The 15,197-nt window shown below is 35.5% G+C and carries 17 protein-coding genes and 5 tRNA genes; 1 reads left to right on the top strand and 21 read right to left on the bottom strand.

Going from position 1 to position 15,197, the window contains the following annotated elements:
• Nucleotides 1-16: 16 nt before the first annotated feature.
• The 21 genes from rplL to ZPR_RS05500 form a co-directional block, all read right to left on the bottom strand.
• Complete coding sequence (gene rplL / locus ZPR_RS05600; RefSeq protein WP_013070659.1) at nucleotides 17-394, bottom strand: 50S ribosomal protein L7/L12; 378 nt, start codon at nucleotides 392-394, stop codon at nucleotides 17-19.
• A 57-nt stretch (nucleotides 395-451) separates the two neighbouring features.
• Nucleotides 452-973, bottom strand: coding sequence for a 50S ribosomal protein L10 (gene rplJ, locus ZPR_RS05595; protein WP_013070658.1), 522 nt, complete (start codon nucleotides 971-973; stop codon nucleotides 452-454).
• A 9-nt stretch (nucleotides 974-982) separates the two neighbouring features.
• Complete coding sequence (rplA, locus tag ZPR_RS05590) at nucleotides 983-1,681, bottom strand: 50S ribosomal protein L1 (protein WP_013070657.1); 699 nt, start codon at nucleotides 1,679-1,681, stop codon at nucleotides 983-985.
• A 19-nt stretch (nucleotides 1,682-1,700) separates the two neighbouring features.
• Nucleotides 1,701-2,138, bottom strand: a complete 438-nt coding sequence (gene rplK / locus ZPR_RS05585) for a 50S ribosomal protein L11 (protein ID WP_013070656.1) — start codon at nucleotides 2,136-2,138, stop codon at nucleotides 1,701-1,703.
• A gap of 70 nt (nucleotides 2,139-2,208) precedes the next feature.
• On the bottom strand, nucleotides 2,209-2,760 hold the full coding sequence (gene nusG / locus ZPR_RS05580) for a transcription termination/antitermination protein NusG (RefSeq protein ID WP_013070655.1): 552 nt from the start codon (nucleotides 2,758-2,760) through the stop codon (nucleotides 2,209-2,211).
• A gap of 7 nt (nucleotides 2,761-2,767) precedes the next feature.
• Entirely contained in the window at nucleotides 2,768-2,965 is a 198-nt protein-coding gene (gene secE / locus ZPR_RS05575) for a preprotein translocase subunit SecE (protein ID WP_013070654.1), read from the bottom strand.
• Between the two features lie 15 nt (nucleotides 2,966-2,980).
• Nucleotides 2,981-3,053, bottom strand: a tRNA-Trp gene (locus ZPR_RS05570).
• A 57-nt stretch (nucleotides 3,054-3,110) separates the two neighbouring features.
• Nucleotides 3,111-4,298, bottom strand: a complete 1,188-nt coding sequence (tuf, locus tag ZPR_RS05565; RefSeq protein WP_013070653.1) for an elongation factor Tu — start codon at nucleotides 4,296-4,298, stop codon at nucleotides 3,111-3,113.
• A 57-nt stretch (nucleotides 4,299-4,355) separates the two neighbouring features.
• Nucleotides 4,356-4,427: transfer RNA gene (locus ZPR_RS05560), tRNA-Thr, on the bottom strand.
• A gap of 99 nt (nucleotides 4,428-4,526) precedes the next feature.
• A tRNA-Gly gene (locus tag ZPR_RS05555) sits at nucleotides 4,527-4,599 on the bottom strand.
• Between the two features lie 72 nt (nucleotides 4,600-4,671).
• Nucleotides 4,672-4,754: transfer RNA gene (locus ZPR_RS05550), tRNA-Tyr, on the bottom strand.
• A gap of 193 nt (nucleotides 4,755-4,947) precedes the next feature.
• Nucleotides 4,948-5,021, bottom strand: a tRNA-Thr gene (locus tag ZPR_RS05545).
• Between the two features lie 101 nt (nucleotides 5,022-5,122).
• Entirely contained in the window at nucleotides 5,123-5,425 is a 303-nt protein-coding gene (gene hpf / locus ZPR_RS05540; protein ID WP_013070652.1) for a ribosome hibernation-promoting factor, HPF/YfiA family, read from the bottom strand.
• A 34-nt stretch (nucleotides 5,426-5,459) separates the two neighbouring features.
• Complete coding sequence (locus tag ZPR_RS05535; RefSeq protein ID WP_013070651.1) at nucleotides 5,460-6,353, bottom strand: tyrosine-type recombinase/integrase; 894 nt, start codon at nucleotides 6,351-6,353, stop codon at nucleotides 5,460-5,462.
• 112 nt (nucleotides 6,354-6,465) lie between these two features.
• On the bottom strand, nucleotides 6,466-6,660 hold the full coding sequence (rpsU, locus tag ZPR_RS05530) for a 30S ribosomal protein S21 (RefSeq protein WP_013070650.1): 195 nt from the start codon (nucleotides 6,658-6,660) through the stop codon (nucleotides 6,466-6,468).
• Nucleotides 6,661-7,686: 1,026 nt separating this feature from the next.
• Nucleotides 7,687-8,868 (bottom strand): acyl-CoA dehydrogenase family protein, encoded by a 1,182-nt coding sequence (locus tag ZPR_RS05525; RefSeq protein ID WP_041578711.1) that lies wholly within the window; start codon nucleotides 8,866-8,868, stop codon nucleotides 7,687-7,689.
• Nucleotides 8,869-8,995: 127 nt separating this feature from the next.
• The gene (locus tag ZPR_RS05520) at nucleotides 8,996-9,850 is read right to left on the bottom strand and encodes a ComEA family DNA-binding protein (RefSeq protein WP_013070648.1); all 855 of its coding nucleotides are present in this window, start codon (nucleotides 9,848-9,850) and stop codon (nucleotides 8,996-8,998) included.
• A 23-nt stretch (nucleotides 9,851-9,873) separates the two neighbouring features.
• The gene (locus ZPR_RS05515) at nucleotides 9,874-11,958 is read right to left on the bottom strand and encodes an amino acid carrier protein (protein WP_041579674.1); all 2,085 of its coding nucleotides are present in this window, start codon (nucleotides 11,956-11,958) and stop codon (nucleotides 9,874-9,876) included.
• A gap of 156 nt (nucleotides 11,959-12,114) precedes the next feature.
• On the bottom strand, nucleotides 12,115-12,345 hold the full coding sequence (locus tag ZPR_RS05510) for a PspC family transcriptional regulator (protein ID WP_013070646.1): 231 nt from the start codon (nucleotides 12,343-12,345) through the stop codon (nucleotides 12,115-12,117).
• Between the two features lie 13 nt (nucleotides 12,346-12,358).
• Nucleotides 12,359-13,636: a DUF2851 family protein gene (locus ZPR_RS05505; RefSeq protein WP_013070645.1), complete on the bottom strand. Its 1,278-nt coding sequence runs from the start codon at nucleotides 13,634-13,636 to the stop codon at nucleotides 12,359-12,361.
• Nucleotides 13,637-13,694: 58 nt separating this feature from the next.
• Entirely contained in the window at nucleotides 13,695-14,414 is a 720-nt protein-coding gene (locus tag ZPR_RS05500; protein WP_013070644.1) for an SGNH/GDSL hydrolase family protein, read from the bottom strand.
• A 332-nt stretch (nucleotides 14,415-14,746) separates the two neighbouring features.
• On the opposite strand from ZPR_RS05500, the gene ZPR_RS05495 reads away from it, so the two are divergent.
• Nucleotides 14,747-14,953: a hypothetical protein gene (locus tag ZPR_RS05495; protein ID WP_013070643.1), complete on the top strand. Its 207-nt coding sequence runs from the start codon at nucleotides 14,747-14,749 to the stop codon at nucleotides 14,951-14,953.
• Nucleotides 14,954-15,197: the final 244 nt, after the last annotated feature.

The following is a 15,197-nucleotide window of genomic DNA, read 5'->3' as shown; positions in this document are numbered from 1 at the left end:
ATTGCTCTCGTCAAGCTTATTTAAGCTCAACCTCAGCTCCTGCTTCTTCTAATTGAGATTTTAAAGCTTCAGCTTCATCTTTAGAAACTCCTTCTTTAACTGCTTTTGGAGCTCCATCTACTAATTCCTTAGCATCTTTAAGTCCAAGACCTGTTAATTCTTTTACTAGTTTTACAACTGCTAATTTAGATCCACCTGGAGCTTTAAGAATTACATCAAATTCAGTTTGCTCTTCAGCAGCTTCCTCACCACCAGCAGCAGCTCCACCAGCAACAGCTACAGCTGCAGCAGCAGGCTCAATACCATACTCTTCTTTTAATATATCAGCTAACTCGTTTACTTCTTTAACTGTTAAGTTAACTAATTGTTCTGCGAATTCTTTTAAATCTGCCATTTTCTATCGTTTTAAAATTTTTGTAAAAGTTATATTTATTAAAAAGTGCGTACTATACTAGTCCTCTTTTTCTGAAAGAGTTTTAAGTATCCCTGCAAGTTTGCCTCCACTTGATTTAAGTGCAGAAACAACGTTTTTAGCAGGAGATTGAAGTAATCCAATGATATCTCCAACAACCTCTTCTTTAGACTTAATATTAGAAAGAGCTTCTAAATACTCATCTCCAACATAAATTGCTTCATCAATAAAAGCACCTTTAAGAACAGGCTTCTCGTTTTTCTTTCTGAATTCTTTAATTACTTTAGCTGGCGCATTACCAGTTTCAGCAATCATTATAGAGGTGTTACCTTTTAAAGTTGTTGGAAGATCTCCAAAATCTTTATCAGAGGCTTCCATTGCTTTAGTTAGTAACGTATTCTTAACTACCGCAAGTTTTACATTAGCTTTAAAACAAGCTCTACGTAAATTAGAGGTTGTTCCGGCATCCAAACCTGAGATATCTGCAATATAGATAGTTGAAGTATCAGCTAACTGGGCAGTTAAATCTTCTATTACTTTTGATTTTTCTTCTCTTGTCATAATACCTTATTATTGCTCAGTAAACCTTTTTGTATCTATTGCTACACCAGGCCCCATTGTACTGGACATGTGGATACTTTTAATGTATACACCTTTAGCTGCCTGAGGTTTAAGTTTTACAAGCGTCGTTAATAATTCTCTTGCGTTACCGGCTATTTTATCTGGATTAAAAGATACTTTACCTATACCAGCGTGAACGATACCGGTTTTATCAACTTTAAAATCGATTTTACCAGCCTTCACATCAGATACTGCTTTAGCGATATCCATAGTCACAGTTCCGGTTTTAGGGTTAGGCATTAAACCTCTAGGACCTAAAACACGTCCTAACGGTCCTAATTTACCCATAACACTAGGCATAGTGATGATCACATCTACATCCGTCCAACCACCTTTAATTTTATCAAGGTATTCATCAAGACCTACATAATCAGCACCTGCGTTCTTAGCTTCCTCTTCTTTATCTGGAGTTACTAAGGCAAGAACCTTAACATCTTTACCTGTCCCGTGTGGTAATGTAACCACCCCTCTAACCATTTGGTTAGCTTTTCGAGGATCTACATTTAAACGTACCGCTAAATCCACAGAAGCGTCAAAGCTCTCGCTAGAAACTTCTTTGATCAAAGCAGAAGCTTCAGCAACCGTATAGGCTTTACCCTTTTCGATTTTAGATTGAGCTTCTTTTTGTTTTTTAGTCAACTTTGCCATTTTCTAAATTCTTTTTGGATTAAAACGGTGCATCACCTTTTACTGTTATACCCATAGAACGAGCTGTACCAGCGACCATTTTCATTGCAGATTCGATAGTAAATGCATTTAAATCCTGCATTTTATCCTCAGCAATCTCTTTTATTTGATCCCAAGATACACTTGCTACTTTTTTTCTGTTAGGCTCTCCTGAACCTTTTTTTGTTTTTGCTGCTTCCATTAGCTGTACTGCTGCTGGTGGAGTTTTGATAACAAAATCAAATGATTTATCAGAATAAACAGTAATAGCTACTGGTAGCACTTTACCTTGTTTATCCTGAGTTCTACCATTGAATTGCTTACAGAATTCCATGATATTAACTCCGGCAGCACCTAAAGCAGGTCCAACTGGTGGTGAAGGGTTAGCAGCACCTCCGCGAACTTGTAGTTTTACAACTTTACTTACTTCTTTTGCCATTTTTTACATTTTTAGAAGATAGTTTATTAGAGTGGAAGCAAATAAAAAACTATCAAAAAATTTGTAACAATTATATTTTTTCAACTTGCATATAACTAAGCTCTAATGGTGTTTTTCTACCAAAGATCTTAACCATAACTTCAAGCTTACGCTTTTCTTCATTAATTTTCTCAACAGTTCCATTGAAACCATTAAAAGGACCATCAATTACTTTAATAGTTTCCCCAAGAGTAAAAGGAATCGCAACATTATCAGTTTTAACCGATAACTCATCTACTTTTCCTAGCATACGATTAACTTCAGACTGTCTAAGTGGGACAGGATCACCACCTTTTGTTTCTCCAAGAAAACCGATCACTCCGTTAATACCTTTAATAATATGAGGAATTTCGCCACCTAAATTGGCCTGAATCATTATATATCCAGGAAAGTATACTCTCTCCTTATTAATCTTCTTCCCGTTTCTAATCTGGATAACCTTTTCTGTAGGAACCAATACCTGATCCACCCAGTCTTCCATACCCATATGGGAAATTTCACGCTCTATATAATCTTTTACTTTATTTTCTTGTCCACTTACGGCACGAACTACATACCATTTCTTATCCTTAACTTCTGCCATAACTAGTTTACGATTTTACCCATTCAAAGTATTGCTCAATCACGGTACTGAATAAAGTATCAACACCCCAAATAGCTAAAGAAAAAATAATAGAAAAAACTGCAACTAGAATTGTTAGCCTTTGAGCTTCAGGCCAACTTGTCCAGGTAACATGGTTTTTCAACTCGTTATAAGACTCTGATATATAATTAACAATTCCTGCCATTCCTTAAAGTATTTGCACGGGTTGAGAGGCTCGAACTCCCGACACCTGGTTTTGGAGACCAGTGCTCTACCAACTGAGCTAAACCCGTAAGATAAAGAGAAGGTATCCTGCTCTTCACAGGATACCTTATATATTCAAACTATGATTAGTCTAAAATTTCAGTTACCTGACCAGCACCTACAGTTCTACCACCTTCACGGATAGCGAAACGTAGACCAACGTTCATTGCAATAGGCTGAATCAAATCAACAGTAATTGTAAGGTTATCACCTGGCATTACCATCTCTACTCCTTCAGGAAGACTAATTGTTCCTGTCACATCAGTTGTACGTACGTAGAACTGAGGACGGTAGTTGTTATGGAATGGAGTGTGACGTCCACCTTCTTCTTTTTTAAGGATATAAACCTCTGCCTTAAACTTAGCATGAGGAGTTACAGATCCAGGTTTAGTAATTACCATACCTCTAGAGATCTGAGTTTTCTCGATACCTCTTAATAAAAGACCCACGTTATCACCAGCTTCACCTCTATCAAGAATTTTACGGAACATTTCTACTCCAGTAATTGTAGAAGTCAATTTACCAGCACCCATACCAATAATCTCTACAGGATCTCCAGTATTAGCTACACCAGTTTCGATACGTCCAGTTGCTACTGTACCACGACCAGTAATAGAGAATACATCTTCGATTGGCATTAAGAATGGTTTATCAACATCACGCTGTGGTAACTCAATCCAGTTATCAACAGCTTCCATAAGATCTAAAACAGACTGTGTCCATTTATCATCACCTTCTAAAGCACCAAGAGCAGATCCAGAAATTACAGGACCATTATCTCCATCATACTCGTAGAAAGAAAGTAAATCTCTAACTTCCATTTCTACTAGCTCAAGAAGCTCCTCATCATCTACAAGGTCAACTTTATTTAAAAACACAACAATTCTTGGGATACCAACCTGGCGACCAAGAAGGATGTGCTCACGAGTTTGTGGCATAGGACCATCAGTCGCAGCAACAACAAGGATAGCACCGTCCATCTGAGCAGCACCAGTTACCATGTTCTTAACGTAATCGGCGTGACCCGGACAGTCAACGTGAGCATAGTGACGGTTTGCAGTCGCGTACTCTACGTGAGAAGAGTTAATGGTAATACCTCTATCTTTTTCCTCAGGAGCGTTATCGATTTGATCGAAAGCTCTAGCTTCAGAATATCCAGCGTCAGCTAACACCTTAGTAATAGCTGCTGTTAAAGTAGTTTTTCCGTGATCTACGTGTCCAATCGTACCTATATTTAAGTGCGGTTTGGAACGATCATAAGTTTCCTTTGCCATAATTAATACTTATTTAATCTTAGTTATATATTAGTGTTCAATTTTATACTAAACCAGAGCCAACGACGAGAATTGAACTCGTGACCTCTTCCTTACCAAGGAAGCGCTCTACCCCTGAGCTACGTCGGCAAACATGGATAGCTAAGCTACCCGATTGCTTTAAACAACAAAAACCATAAGCTAATAATAGCTTACGGATATCATTGATCTCATTTAATAATTTTGTTGAGCGGGAGACCGGGTTCGAACCGGCGACATTCAGCTTGGAAGGCTGACGCTCTACCAACTGAGCTACTCCCGCTTATTTATCCAATATTTAATATTTAAAAATTCAACTTCGAATCTTAAATTTTTAAATCTTGAATTCCTTATGTGGGGAGAGCAGGATTCGAACCTGCGAAGGTAAAAACCAACAGATTTACAGTCTGTCCTCGTTGGCCGCTTGAGTATCTCCCCTCAAAATTATCATACCATTATTTCATAGAACTACAACCCAAAGGCCAGCTTTATGATGGTATCAAAACGGCTGCAAATTAAAGTAATTTTACAGCACCATCCAAAGCTTTTTTCAAAAAAAATTCGAAAAATTTCTAGTTTGTTAATTTTCAATAAATTAAGCAAACTAAAGCTTTCAGATTCAAAATTTCAGAGCCGATGGAGGGACTCGAACCCACGACCTGCTGATTACAAATCAGCTGCTCTAGCCAGCTGAGCTACATCGGCAACACTTTACTTTTCACAATAAAAAAGTCCGCTATTTCTAACGGACTGCAAATGTATATAAATTATTTAGATCTCAAAATATATTTTTGAGATTTTTTTGTCTAAGCATAAGCTTTGGACTTTTCCTTACGTTTAATCAACTGTCTTTGCAATGAGTTAACACACTCATCTACACACTCTTCAAAAGTTTTACACGTCTTTTTCACCATAACATCCCCTCCTGGAATACTCAGCAAAATTTCTGTAATCTTATTTTCCTTATCACTTGTTTTCTGAACTTTCAGATAAACATCCGCAAAAATAACCTTGCTGTAGAAATTCTCTAGTTTATCCATTTTTTTCTGAATAAAACCAATCAGCTTCTGATCTGCGTTAAAGTTTACAGATTGCACGTTTACTTTCATAATTTCAAAAATTTAATTAAACAAAAAGGTTAAGCTAGTCCTTATTGTTACGAGGATGAGCTTTCGAATGAATATTTTTGAGCTCTGCAATACTATTATGCGTATAGATCTGAGTAGCCGCCAGGCTAGAATGACCTAAGAGTTCTTTTACCGCATTTAAGTTTGCTCCTTCATTCAATAAGTGCGTGGCAAAGGAATGTCTAAGTATATGAGGACTTTTCTTTACTTTAGCCGACACCTTACTAAAATAAGTATTTATTATTCTATAAACAAGACTTTCGCTCATTTTGTCTCCTTTAGAAGAGATAAATAAACGGGAAGTTTTTGCAGTATCAGGCACAATATGGCTTCGTTGCTCTATATACAATTCAATCGTCTTCGCTACACTCTTTAATAACGGCAGATATCTTTCTTTATTTCTTTTCCCAAGCACTTTAATATTAAGTCTGGCAAGATCCAGATCATTAATTCCCAGGTTTATCAATTCAATTCGCCTTAAACCTGCCGAATAAAACAACTCTATAATCGCTTTATCGCGTATCCCTTCAAAGCTATCCGTGTCAATATCATTAATTACAGTGGCCACTTCTACTTTAGAAAATGGCACCTGCAGCTTTTTTGCCATTTTAAGCGGCCGATGTTTTTGTAAAGGTGAAATAGACAGCTCCCCTACTTTTTGCAGAAAATAATAATAGGATTTTAGCGAAGAGATCTTACGATTTATACTTCTATTAGATACACCTGATTCTGATAGAGAAACAATCCAGTTCCGGATTTGGGCATAATCCACATTCTTTAAATCCGAACATTCAAATTCAGCCAATAAAAATTCATGAAATGAGAGAAGATCGGCTTCATAAGCCTTAAGAGTATGGAGGGAATAATTCTTCTCTAAAAGAAGATAATCTTTAAATTTCGGAATAGACATAAAAAAACTGTTGACAAACAAAGTTAAAAAACTTTATCTATCAACAGTTATATTTTTACCAAAGAAGCAGGGCTTCTTTACCGATATTCACTCTTAAAAAAGAAAGGAAATACTAGATATCTTCCTGATCTCTAAGGTGCTGAATATACTGCGCTTTTTGAACTTGCGCCCTACGTTCTACAGACGGTTTTGTAAAATGCTGACGACTTCTTAGCTGACGCATTGTTCCTGTCTTATCGAATTTACGCTTAAAACGCTTAAGCGCTCTATCAATGTTTTCTCCGTCTTTTACTGGTATTATTAACATAGATCCACCTCCTTTCTTTGAAAATTAAGGTGCAAATATAATCTAATTTTACTTCCTCGCAACTTTATTTAAAAGATTAAATATAATTTTTAGCGATAAGCAATCAACTATTGGCTATTCAATCTAAAACCAAAGGAGAGTTTATGTATTATTCAACCTTAAATCTTAAACCCGAAACTTTTCAAAATTAAAATCTTTGAACTTAGTCAGCTTACAATTTACAATCTACAGCTGGTACAGCTCATGTAAAATGTATAACGTATAATGATTAAATATGATACAAGGTGAAACGTAACATTCTCAAAAAACAATAACTATTAGATTTCATATGAAAACGACAAGAACAATCTCATTCAAACTAAAATCAAACCTTCACGCTTAGAACTTTTAACTTTCAAACTTGAATAAGCCATCATTATTGGATATTTAGCAGAGTTACATGGAGTGTTGATTTATTATTTAATCTTAACCTGAAACTTTTCAAAATCGAAATCTTTGAACTTTAGCCAGCTTACAATTTACAATATACGGTCTACGGCTGGTACAGCTCATGTGAAATGTATAACGTATAATGATTAAATAAGGTACAAGGTGAAACGTAACATTCTCAAAAAACAATGACTATTAGATTTTAAATGAAAACGACAAGAACAATCTCATTCAAACTAAAATCAAACCTTCACGCTTAGAACTTTTAACTTTCAAACTTGAATAAGCCATCATTATTGGATATTTAGCAGAGTTACATGGAGTGTTGATTTATTATTTAATCTTAACCTAAAACTTTTCAAAATCAAAATCTTTGAACTTAGCCAGTTTACAATTTACAATATACGATCTACAGCTGGTACAGCTCATGTGAAATATATAACGTATGATGATTAAATATGTACAAGGTGAAACGTAACATTCTCAAAAAATAATAACTATTAGATTTCATATGCAAACGACAAGAACAATCTCATTCAAACTAAAATCAAACCTTCACGCTTAGAACTTTTAACTTTCAAACTTTTCCACTCTTTTTCATTTAAATACCTCCTTCACCGGTGCCTTGTACTCTTTCTTATCTATGACCATTTTGGCGATAATTTCCCTTAAAATTTCAGAGGTGCCACCGCCTATTGGTCCAAGTCGGCTATCTCTAAACATTCTCGCTAATGGATAGTCTTCCATATAACCGTAGCCACCTAACATTTGCAAACTTCCGTAGATTACTTCATCCGCAATTTTGGTACTTAGAAGTTTAGACATGCTAGCCTCTTTCACCGGATACTCTCCCTTTCCTAATTTATAGGCAGTAGCATAATTAAACTCTTTGATAACCGTTACTTCGCTTACCATATCTGCGATTTTGTGTCTTAAGGCCTGGAATTCATTTATCTTCTTCCCAAAAGCTTCCCGCTCATTCATGTAATTAATCGCATAATCCAGGGCAAATTCGGCTCTGGCATGCGCATTTACCCCCATTATCAATCGCTCCATTGCAAAGTGCTGCATAATATATGAAAAACCTTTATTCTCCTCTCCTAACATATTACTGGCCGGGATTTCTACATTATCAAAAGCAATCTCTCCTGTATCTGAAGCTCTCCACCCCAGTTTATTCAACTTTGAAGCAGAAACTCCTTTCGCATTTCTATTTACAATAAAAATACTCATCCCCTTACTTTTAAGCTCAGGGCTGGTTTTTGCAGCCACAACTAAATAATCAGCATAAACCCCGTTAGTGATAAAAGTTTTCGAACCGTTTAATATATAGGTATCTCCTTTTTTTTCTGCAGTCGATCTCATTCCAGCAACATCAGAGCCGCCAAAAGGCTCTGTAACACATAAGGCACCTATTTTCTCTCCGCTAATACTTGGAGTAAGATATTTTGCTTTTAGTTCTTCACTGGCTTCTACTTTAACATGTGTCATTGCTAAATAAGCATGCGCCCACATTGCCGCAGCAAAACCTCCTGAGTTTATTTTTTGTAACTCCTCCAGAAATATAATGGTATAAAATATATCAAGATCTAATCCTCCATATTCCTCTGGCTGATATAAACCAAAATAACCCATTTCACCAAACTTTTCCCAAATAAAACGGTCTATAGTTCCTGTCTCTTCCCATTTATCAATGTGTGGAACTACCTCCTTTTGTAAAAACTCTTTAAAACTCTCTCTGAATAGAGCATGCTCTTCAGTAAAATACATGGAATTCATTTAATCTTAATAATGTAAAAAATAGTCGATCTATTTCTATAAAAAATACCGCTAAATTAAATTCATTTTTAGATTTACCTTACAAAATGGACTTAAAATTAAGAATATAGTATTTTTTTACAATATATCAATTAAAACTTAAATATAATTGAATTCTATCAATTTTTAAGACCGGGAAATCCTCTATTTTTAACAAAACTTCAATTGAATCTATTCCTTCATGAAGGTTTCTGTAATCTATAACTGCTTTTGCCAGGTCATAATTAAAATAGGGAAGCTCTGAAAGCTCTAAAACTCCAATAGTGTTGATATTCTTTTTGTTGAAATTGGGAGGAATTTCATTTAAATATTTTAAAAGCTCGATCCGAACCTCGTCAGAAAGCCCATAAATATCTTTTAACTGAATTAAACTTCTATAACCGCCAATACTTTCCCTATACTTTATTATTCGGTTGGAAAGTACCTCTCCTATTCCCTTTACTTTCTGAAGTTCTAAAGCACCCACGGAATTTAGATCGAACTTTAAAACTGCGGTTTGTTTTATCGAATCTGAATTGTTGTTATCAGTAATCCATTCGGAAAATTTAAAATAAGGGATTAATTGCTCCAAAACCGAGTCTGAAACACCGGTAATCCTCTGAAAATCTTCGGCAGAATTTATCCATTGTCCGGAAGACCGAAAGTCTAATAGTGCATCAATCTCTTTTAAAGACAGTCCAACTCGATAAGCCTGATAGTCCTTAAGGTAATTAGGATTGAAAGGATAAATAGTATCTTTACCGGTATCGACCTGCTTTAGGCTATCTAATTTATGCTGGAATTGAATAATTTCAGCATTCGTTTCTTTGGGAATATCCTCCTCGAGGGATAGAAAAGGAGACTTAAAATAAAACACCTGAAGGATAATAATAAGAGCAATTAAAACAAAAATCCCATTCCGTTCACTTTTATTGAAAACGAAATGGGATTTCCAGTGTTTCATACTTATATGTTTAGACTACATTATTATTGCATCGTAGTCTTTGGCTTACCGTCTTTAGTAAATAATTCTCCTGCTTTTAATTTCCTAAAGTATTCACGTAGGTCCTCTCTAACCTCTCCACTCATTATATAAAGACCAATAATATTAGGGAAAGACATTGATAAAATCATCATATCAGAGAAATCCAGTACAGCACCAAGACTAATGGAAGCTCCAATTACGACAAATACCAAGAAAAATACTTTATAAATAAGTTCTGATTTTGTACTCTTTCCAAAAAGGAAGGTCCAGGCTCTCATACCGTAATACGACCAAGAAATCATTGTTGAAAAAGCAAATAAGAAGACCGCTACGGAAAGCACATAAGGGAACCAGTCGATCACACTTGCAAACGCATCTGATGTTAACTGCGTACCACCTACTCCTTCAACCTCATGCATTCCGGTAAAGATCAGTACCAAAGCAGTTAATGTACAAACAACAACCGTATCTATAAAAGGCTCTAATAATGCCACAAAGCCTTCAGAAGGAGGATTATTTGTTTTTACCACACTGTGCGCAATTGCAGCAGAACCTACACCAGCTTCATTAGAGAATGCTGCTCTTTGGAATCCTACGATCAATACACCAATAACTCCTCCTTTTAAAGCAGAAGGACTAAAAGCTCCATCCCAAATAGCGGTTAATGCCGGTCCGATATTTTCAATATTAATTCCAATAACCACAAAAGCTCCTATGATATAAACTGCTGCCATTATGGGAACAATTTTACCCGTTACATTTGCAATACTATTAATTCCTCCAATAATTACAACACCAACAAGAACAGCTAAAATAATACCGAACCAAAATCCGTTTCCTTCTAACATTGGAAATTGACCAGACAAAATCTCAAAAGACTGGTTGGCCTGGAACATATTACCTCCTCCAAAAGAAGCTCCTACACCTAAAATAGCAAAGAAGCCAGCAAGAAAGCGACCAAAACTTTTCATGTTACGTTTTTCCAAACCATAACGTAAATAATTCATAGGCCCTCCAAATACACGTCCTTCAGAATTAATATGTCTATATTTTACACCAAGAGTACATTCTACAAACTTAGAAGACATTCCCAGTAAACCGGCAATAATCATCCAAAAAGTTGCACCAGCACCACCCAGTGAAACGGCTACAGCTACCCCTGCTATATTCCCTAGACCAACCGTAGCAGAGACTGCTGTCGCTAAGGCCTGGAAATGGGTAATCGTTCCCGGTGCATCTGGATCATCATATTTTCCACTAGCAAGTTCAAAAGAATGCTTAAATCCTCTAATATTAATAAAACCCATTCTTATCGTAAAGAAAGCTGCACCAAAAATCAACCAGATCACAATAAATGGTATTGGGTGAGATTGAGGGTCACCATTTGGATAGGTAAGAATCACCGGCTCATCATATTTTATTTGTGCCAGATAATGTGCTCCAGTCTCAATTAAATCTTCGGTATTTTGAAAATCGTAAATTGAGCCTCCTTCTTTTACCAGGTACTTTAATTTACCAGCAGCACTTGCATAAACGGGAACATCACCACCTTTGGTAGAGGTCACTACAGCTATCTGCTCTCCTTTATCTACATGCGAACCTTCTGCTATAAGCCATTTTTTTAGCATAAACTTATCCTGAACATCTGCACTCCAACCTGGAGTTTCGACATTTTTCACATCAGCGTACACAATAGGATCATAAATACCTATCGCTGCAAAAGGGTCCCAAAAAAGAACAGCTGTTAATCCCTCAACAGCTGGCGTAAATATTCCATTAAATTTTTCAGTAATCGCTTCAGCTTTCACCTTAGCTTCTACCGTAGCCGTATTCCCATCACTATCCTGAACAACTACAGTGTAAGGAACTCCTTCAGTTAGCCCTTCAGCTTTTGAAGAACTAAGCGGAGTCTCTTTATTAGACCATTTATAAGTGTAAGGTGGGGTTCCTCCGGTTACTTCAACGTCTATAAATCCGTCGTTAATTTTATTTGTGGGGTTTCCGACTTTTGTTTTTACTTCCAGCTCCTGTGCCTGAAGTAATGCCACAGGAAGTAGCAATAACATTGAAAGTAAGTACTTTCTCATATACAGATTAGTGTTTAATTTAGATTTATTTTTTCCGCTCAGCAAGATGCTAAAAAAATAGGCTAATTCAAATTTTATGTCGTTAAAATGTCAAGGTTTTGTTAATGAAACTTAACAAAAATATTAATTATCCCCCTATTTTTTATACGATTCTTGCTAAAGATCGAATACCGAAGTTCTTTTAGTATATACCAAATCCTTAAGTTTTAACCAAAAAGCCAATGTAAGATATACTGCAAAACCTACCCCGAAAGTGAAAAATGTTACATAGATAAAAAACAGTCTTACACTTTTTGCCCGCATTCCAATTTTATCGGCAAGGCGAGAAGAAACGTAAAAGCCATTACGTTCTAAATAATATCTTAAGTTGTAAAAATTTTGTCTCACAGGCCAAATATAACTAATATTTCCCTCTCACAAGCTTCACCCCTAAAGCACATTTTAAACATTTGTTATTATCGCAATACCTATGTTTTAATTGCAATAGCGCCTGGGAGTGCATTGCATTTTTAAACAATTTGGGTTTTAATTCCTGAAAATGCCGAATAACAACATTCTTTTCAGGATCAAGCTCAGCAATTAGATCAAGATAGTGTTCTTCTTTATTCATGTTTTTTTTCGCAAAAGCATATTGAACAGGAATAACAGTATTAATGATTAATAGATCTATAAAAGATTTGGTGAGTTTCTTTTGCCTGGGATCGTGCGAACTATTAAAGTTGTAATGTGTTTTCCAGTATTCAGTCACTTCTACATCAAAAACCTTATAGATATTAGCTTTGATCTTAGCTTTACTAAGAGTATTAAACACCGAAGTAGATTTAGCAAAAACAGCCGCCAGCTGCACTAATCTTATACTAGGAAAATTATCGGGACGCAACCTGAAGAATACTGGAGAGGTTTGTATTGGTTCGCCTATTTTAAATTTGTTCTGAAGATAGTTATATTCTTTTTTCAATGCTTTAAAGTAACTATCTTGAAAATCCTCTTGTAGTAAGCCTGCATGTCCCAACAAAACAGCTTCTAATTGAAATTGAGATTGAGAAAGTTTGCGAATCACTTCAAAATCAATGGAAATAGCCAAATTTAAAAAAGCGTTGCCATTTCTATTTAATCCAAAATTCTTAGCGAGTAATTTAAACATGACCGTCTCCCAATCATTGTTGCTTTCTTTCAATAAATCAAAAATAAGCTGTGTTTTCTCTTCGAGACGCTCAACATATAAACGTGTTAACCAGTTCTCTACATCAAAATCATTAAAATCAGGAAAGAATTTTTCACAATTAATCCAATCGTGATCCTTTTCAAATAATTGAAGGCAATTTTGTTGAATTTGAGGTGGAATTTTTTCTTTTAAAGCAAGGGTAGGAATAACAGATTCGTCTTTTCTAAAAATATCAATGTCATGTTCGTAGACCACATGAAGAATTACATTATCATAATTGGTATCGGTATGGTGACTATGGGAATACCAGTCTGAAGATTTTAGATGAATTTCTACATTCCCCGCCCAAAGCTGTTTATCTATTTTCAATTTCGCAGCAAAGAAATCGGGGCCACTCTCAGCATTGTGAGTTCCGGTATGATAGATTTCTAGCGGTTCGCCATTAACTGTTTGAAGTTGCTTTTTATCAAACTTCTGAAATTGCCATATATAATGTAAAAATTCTTCTCTCACTTCCTAAAGTTATGAAAGAATCAGTTAATACGCTAAAAATCAACGCCATAAAATTTTTCTATTCCTTAGGTAATTTTTCAACTACATTCAGGATAAAATCTTCTACCCAATAGCGATACATCAATCCGCTGGGATGTAATTCATCCTCAGCAATAAGATCCGGATCATCAGCCGCTCTTCTGGAAATTGGGGTAATATTGTAAAAATCTACATTGAAATCCTGCGCTACTCGTTTAAAAACTTCATTAAAAGCATCGATATCACGACCAATTTCATCTTTTTTGGCAGCACCGAACGGAGTTACACCATAATCAGGAATACTTACTGCAAAAACACCTGCCTCCATCTTTTTAGAATGGTTTATGGCCTTTCTAAAAATCTCACGAAGTTCCTCTTCATACTCTGTAATTGATTTATTTTGATACTGGTTATTCACTCCTATTAAAATAGAAACCAAATCGAAATCTCGCTGCACGTCTAATTCTGAATTTATCCCGGCGATAAGGTCTGCTGTAGTCCATCCTGTTCTCGCTATAATTTTTGGTGCTGCCATGGCATATCCACGTTCCCTCAAGCCTTTGGTAAGCTGTACCGGCCAACGCTCAGATTCTTTAACGCTTTCTCCAATGGTGTAAGAATCTCCTAAAGCTAAATAACTGTATTTTGGATTCCCTTCTGATCCGTTGTCCTTTTGAGCTTCAGGTATACTTCTACCAGAACTACAAGAAATGCTGATAGCGCTAAAAACCAATAATAACAGCGAGTAATATAGTTTCATTGTAATAGGATTTTAGATTAATGAATAGCTAATAACACTGGAAATTCAAATAAAGCAAGCTTTTATAAATAAACTCTCCGTAGCAAACACATAAAGAATTTGTTAGTTTTTCTTGTATTCTAATCAAATAACAGTAAAAGTAGCTAGATGGGATTATAGCAATTCATCTTGATTACGGAGTAAAAATACATATTTAAGCATTTAAGCTAGTAAAGGTCTTCTTAAAGTATTGCGACATTTCAATCTTATTTTCAGATAAAGTTAAATTAAACTTATAAATAGAAAGTCAGTTTTGAACTTATGATAGATTTCAATATTTTTCTAAAGAAAAAATGGCTTCTAATAATCACCAAACGGAACGTCGTCCAGATTCCCGTACTGAGAATAAATCTTCTAAAAGCCCCGAATCAGAAAGATCAATAAGAGACCATAAAAACCCGGTTATTCGATTTTTTGCTAAAAGCGGATATGCCATTTGGATTATCATTCTAGGAATAGGTGGCATCCTTGCATTTTTTGCAACAATAGTCGCTTTATAGCCAAATCAAGATCAAAGCTTCATTGCTATAATCGATTGATTTAGAAAGAATACAAAAAATTTAGGTGCTTAACATTACTATATGGGCTACTCTATAGTATAGCATACCGACTAAAAATCAAGTGATTTCCTTTTTGAACTTAACAAAAAATCACTGCTAAACTTAAATATGTTCTTGTGAGGTATATATGGTATTTCGTAATCACTTGCTTTTTATTGTTTGTTATAATAGAATATAGCATTCG

Origin of the sequence: Zunongwangia profunda SM-A87 (assembly GCF_000023465.1) — a bacterium.
In the GTDB taxonomy this organism is placed as follows: Bacteria; Bacteroidota; Bacteroidia; order Flavobacteriales; family Flavobacteriaceae; genus Zunongwangia; species Zunongwangia profunda.
Note: the sequence above shows the minus strand (reverse complement) of the source record. Positions and strands in the feature narration are given on the sequence as shown.

Excerpts from the sequence above, each read along its gene's own strand:
- rplL (WP_013070659.1), bottom strand. The coding sequence starts at position 394 with ATGGCAGATTTAAAAGAATTCGCAGAACAATTAGTTAACTTAACAGTT.
- rplJ (WP_013070658.1), bottom strand. The coding sequence starts at position 973 with ATGACAAGAGAAGAAAAATCAAAAGTAATAGAAGATTTAACTGCCCAG.
- rplA (WP_013070657.1), bottom strand. The coding sequence starts at position 1,681 with ATGGCAAAGTTGACTAAAAAACAAAAAGAAGCTCAATCTAAAATCGAA.
- rplK (WP_013070656.1), bottom strand. The coding sequence starts at position 2,138 with ATGGCAAAAGAAGTAAGTAAAGTTGTAAAACTACAAGTTCGCGGAGGT.
- nusG (WP_013070655.1), bottom strand. The coding sequence starts at position 2,760 with ATGGCAGAAGTTAAGGATAAGAAATGGTATGTAGTTCGTGCCGTAAGT.
- secE (WP_013070654.1), bottom strand. The coding sequence starts at position 2,965 with ATGGCAGGAATTGTTAATTATATATCAGAGTCTTATAACGAGTTGAAA.
- tuf (WP_013070653.1), bottom strand. The coding sequence starts at position 4,298 with ATGGCAAAGGAAACTTATGATCGTTCCAAACCGCACTTAAATATAGGT.
- hpf (WP_013070652.1), bottom strand. The coding sequence starts at position 5,425 with ATGAAAGTAAACGTGCAATCTGTAAACTTTAACGCAGATCAGAAGCTG.
- ZPR_RS05535 (WP_013070651.1), bottom strand. The coding sequence starts at position 6,353 with ATGTCTATTCCGAAATTTAAAGATTATCTTCTTTTAGAGAAGAATTAT.
- rpsU (WP_013070650.1), bottom strand. The coding sequence starts at position 6,660 with ATGTTAATAATACCAGTAAAAGACGGAGAAAACATTGATAGAGCGCTT.
- ZPR_RS05525 (WP_041578711.1), bottom strand. The coding sequence starts at position 8,868 with ATGAATTCCATGTATTTTACTGAAGAGCATGCTCTATTCAGAGAGAGT.
- ZPR_RS05520 (WP_013070648.1), bottom strand. The coding sequence starts at position 9,850 with ATGAAACACTGGAAATCCCATTTCGTTTTCAATAAAAGTGAACGGAAT.
- ZPR_RS05515 (WP_041579674.1), bottom strand. The coding sequence starts at position 11,958 with ATGAGAAAGTACTTACTTTCAATGTTATTGCTACTTCCTGTGGCATTA.
- ZPR_RS05500 (WP_013070644.1), bottom strand. The coding sequence starts at position 14,414 with ATGAAACTATATTACTCGCTGTTATTATTGGTTTTTAGCGCTATCAGC.
- ZPR_RS05495 (WP_013070643.1), top strand. The coding sequence starts at position 14,747 with ATGGCTTCTAATAATCACCAAACGGAACGTCGTCCAGATTCCCGTACT.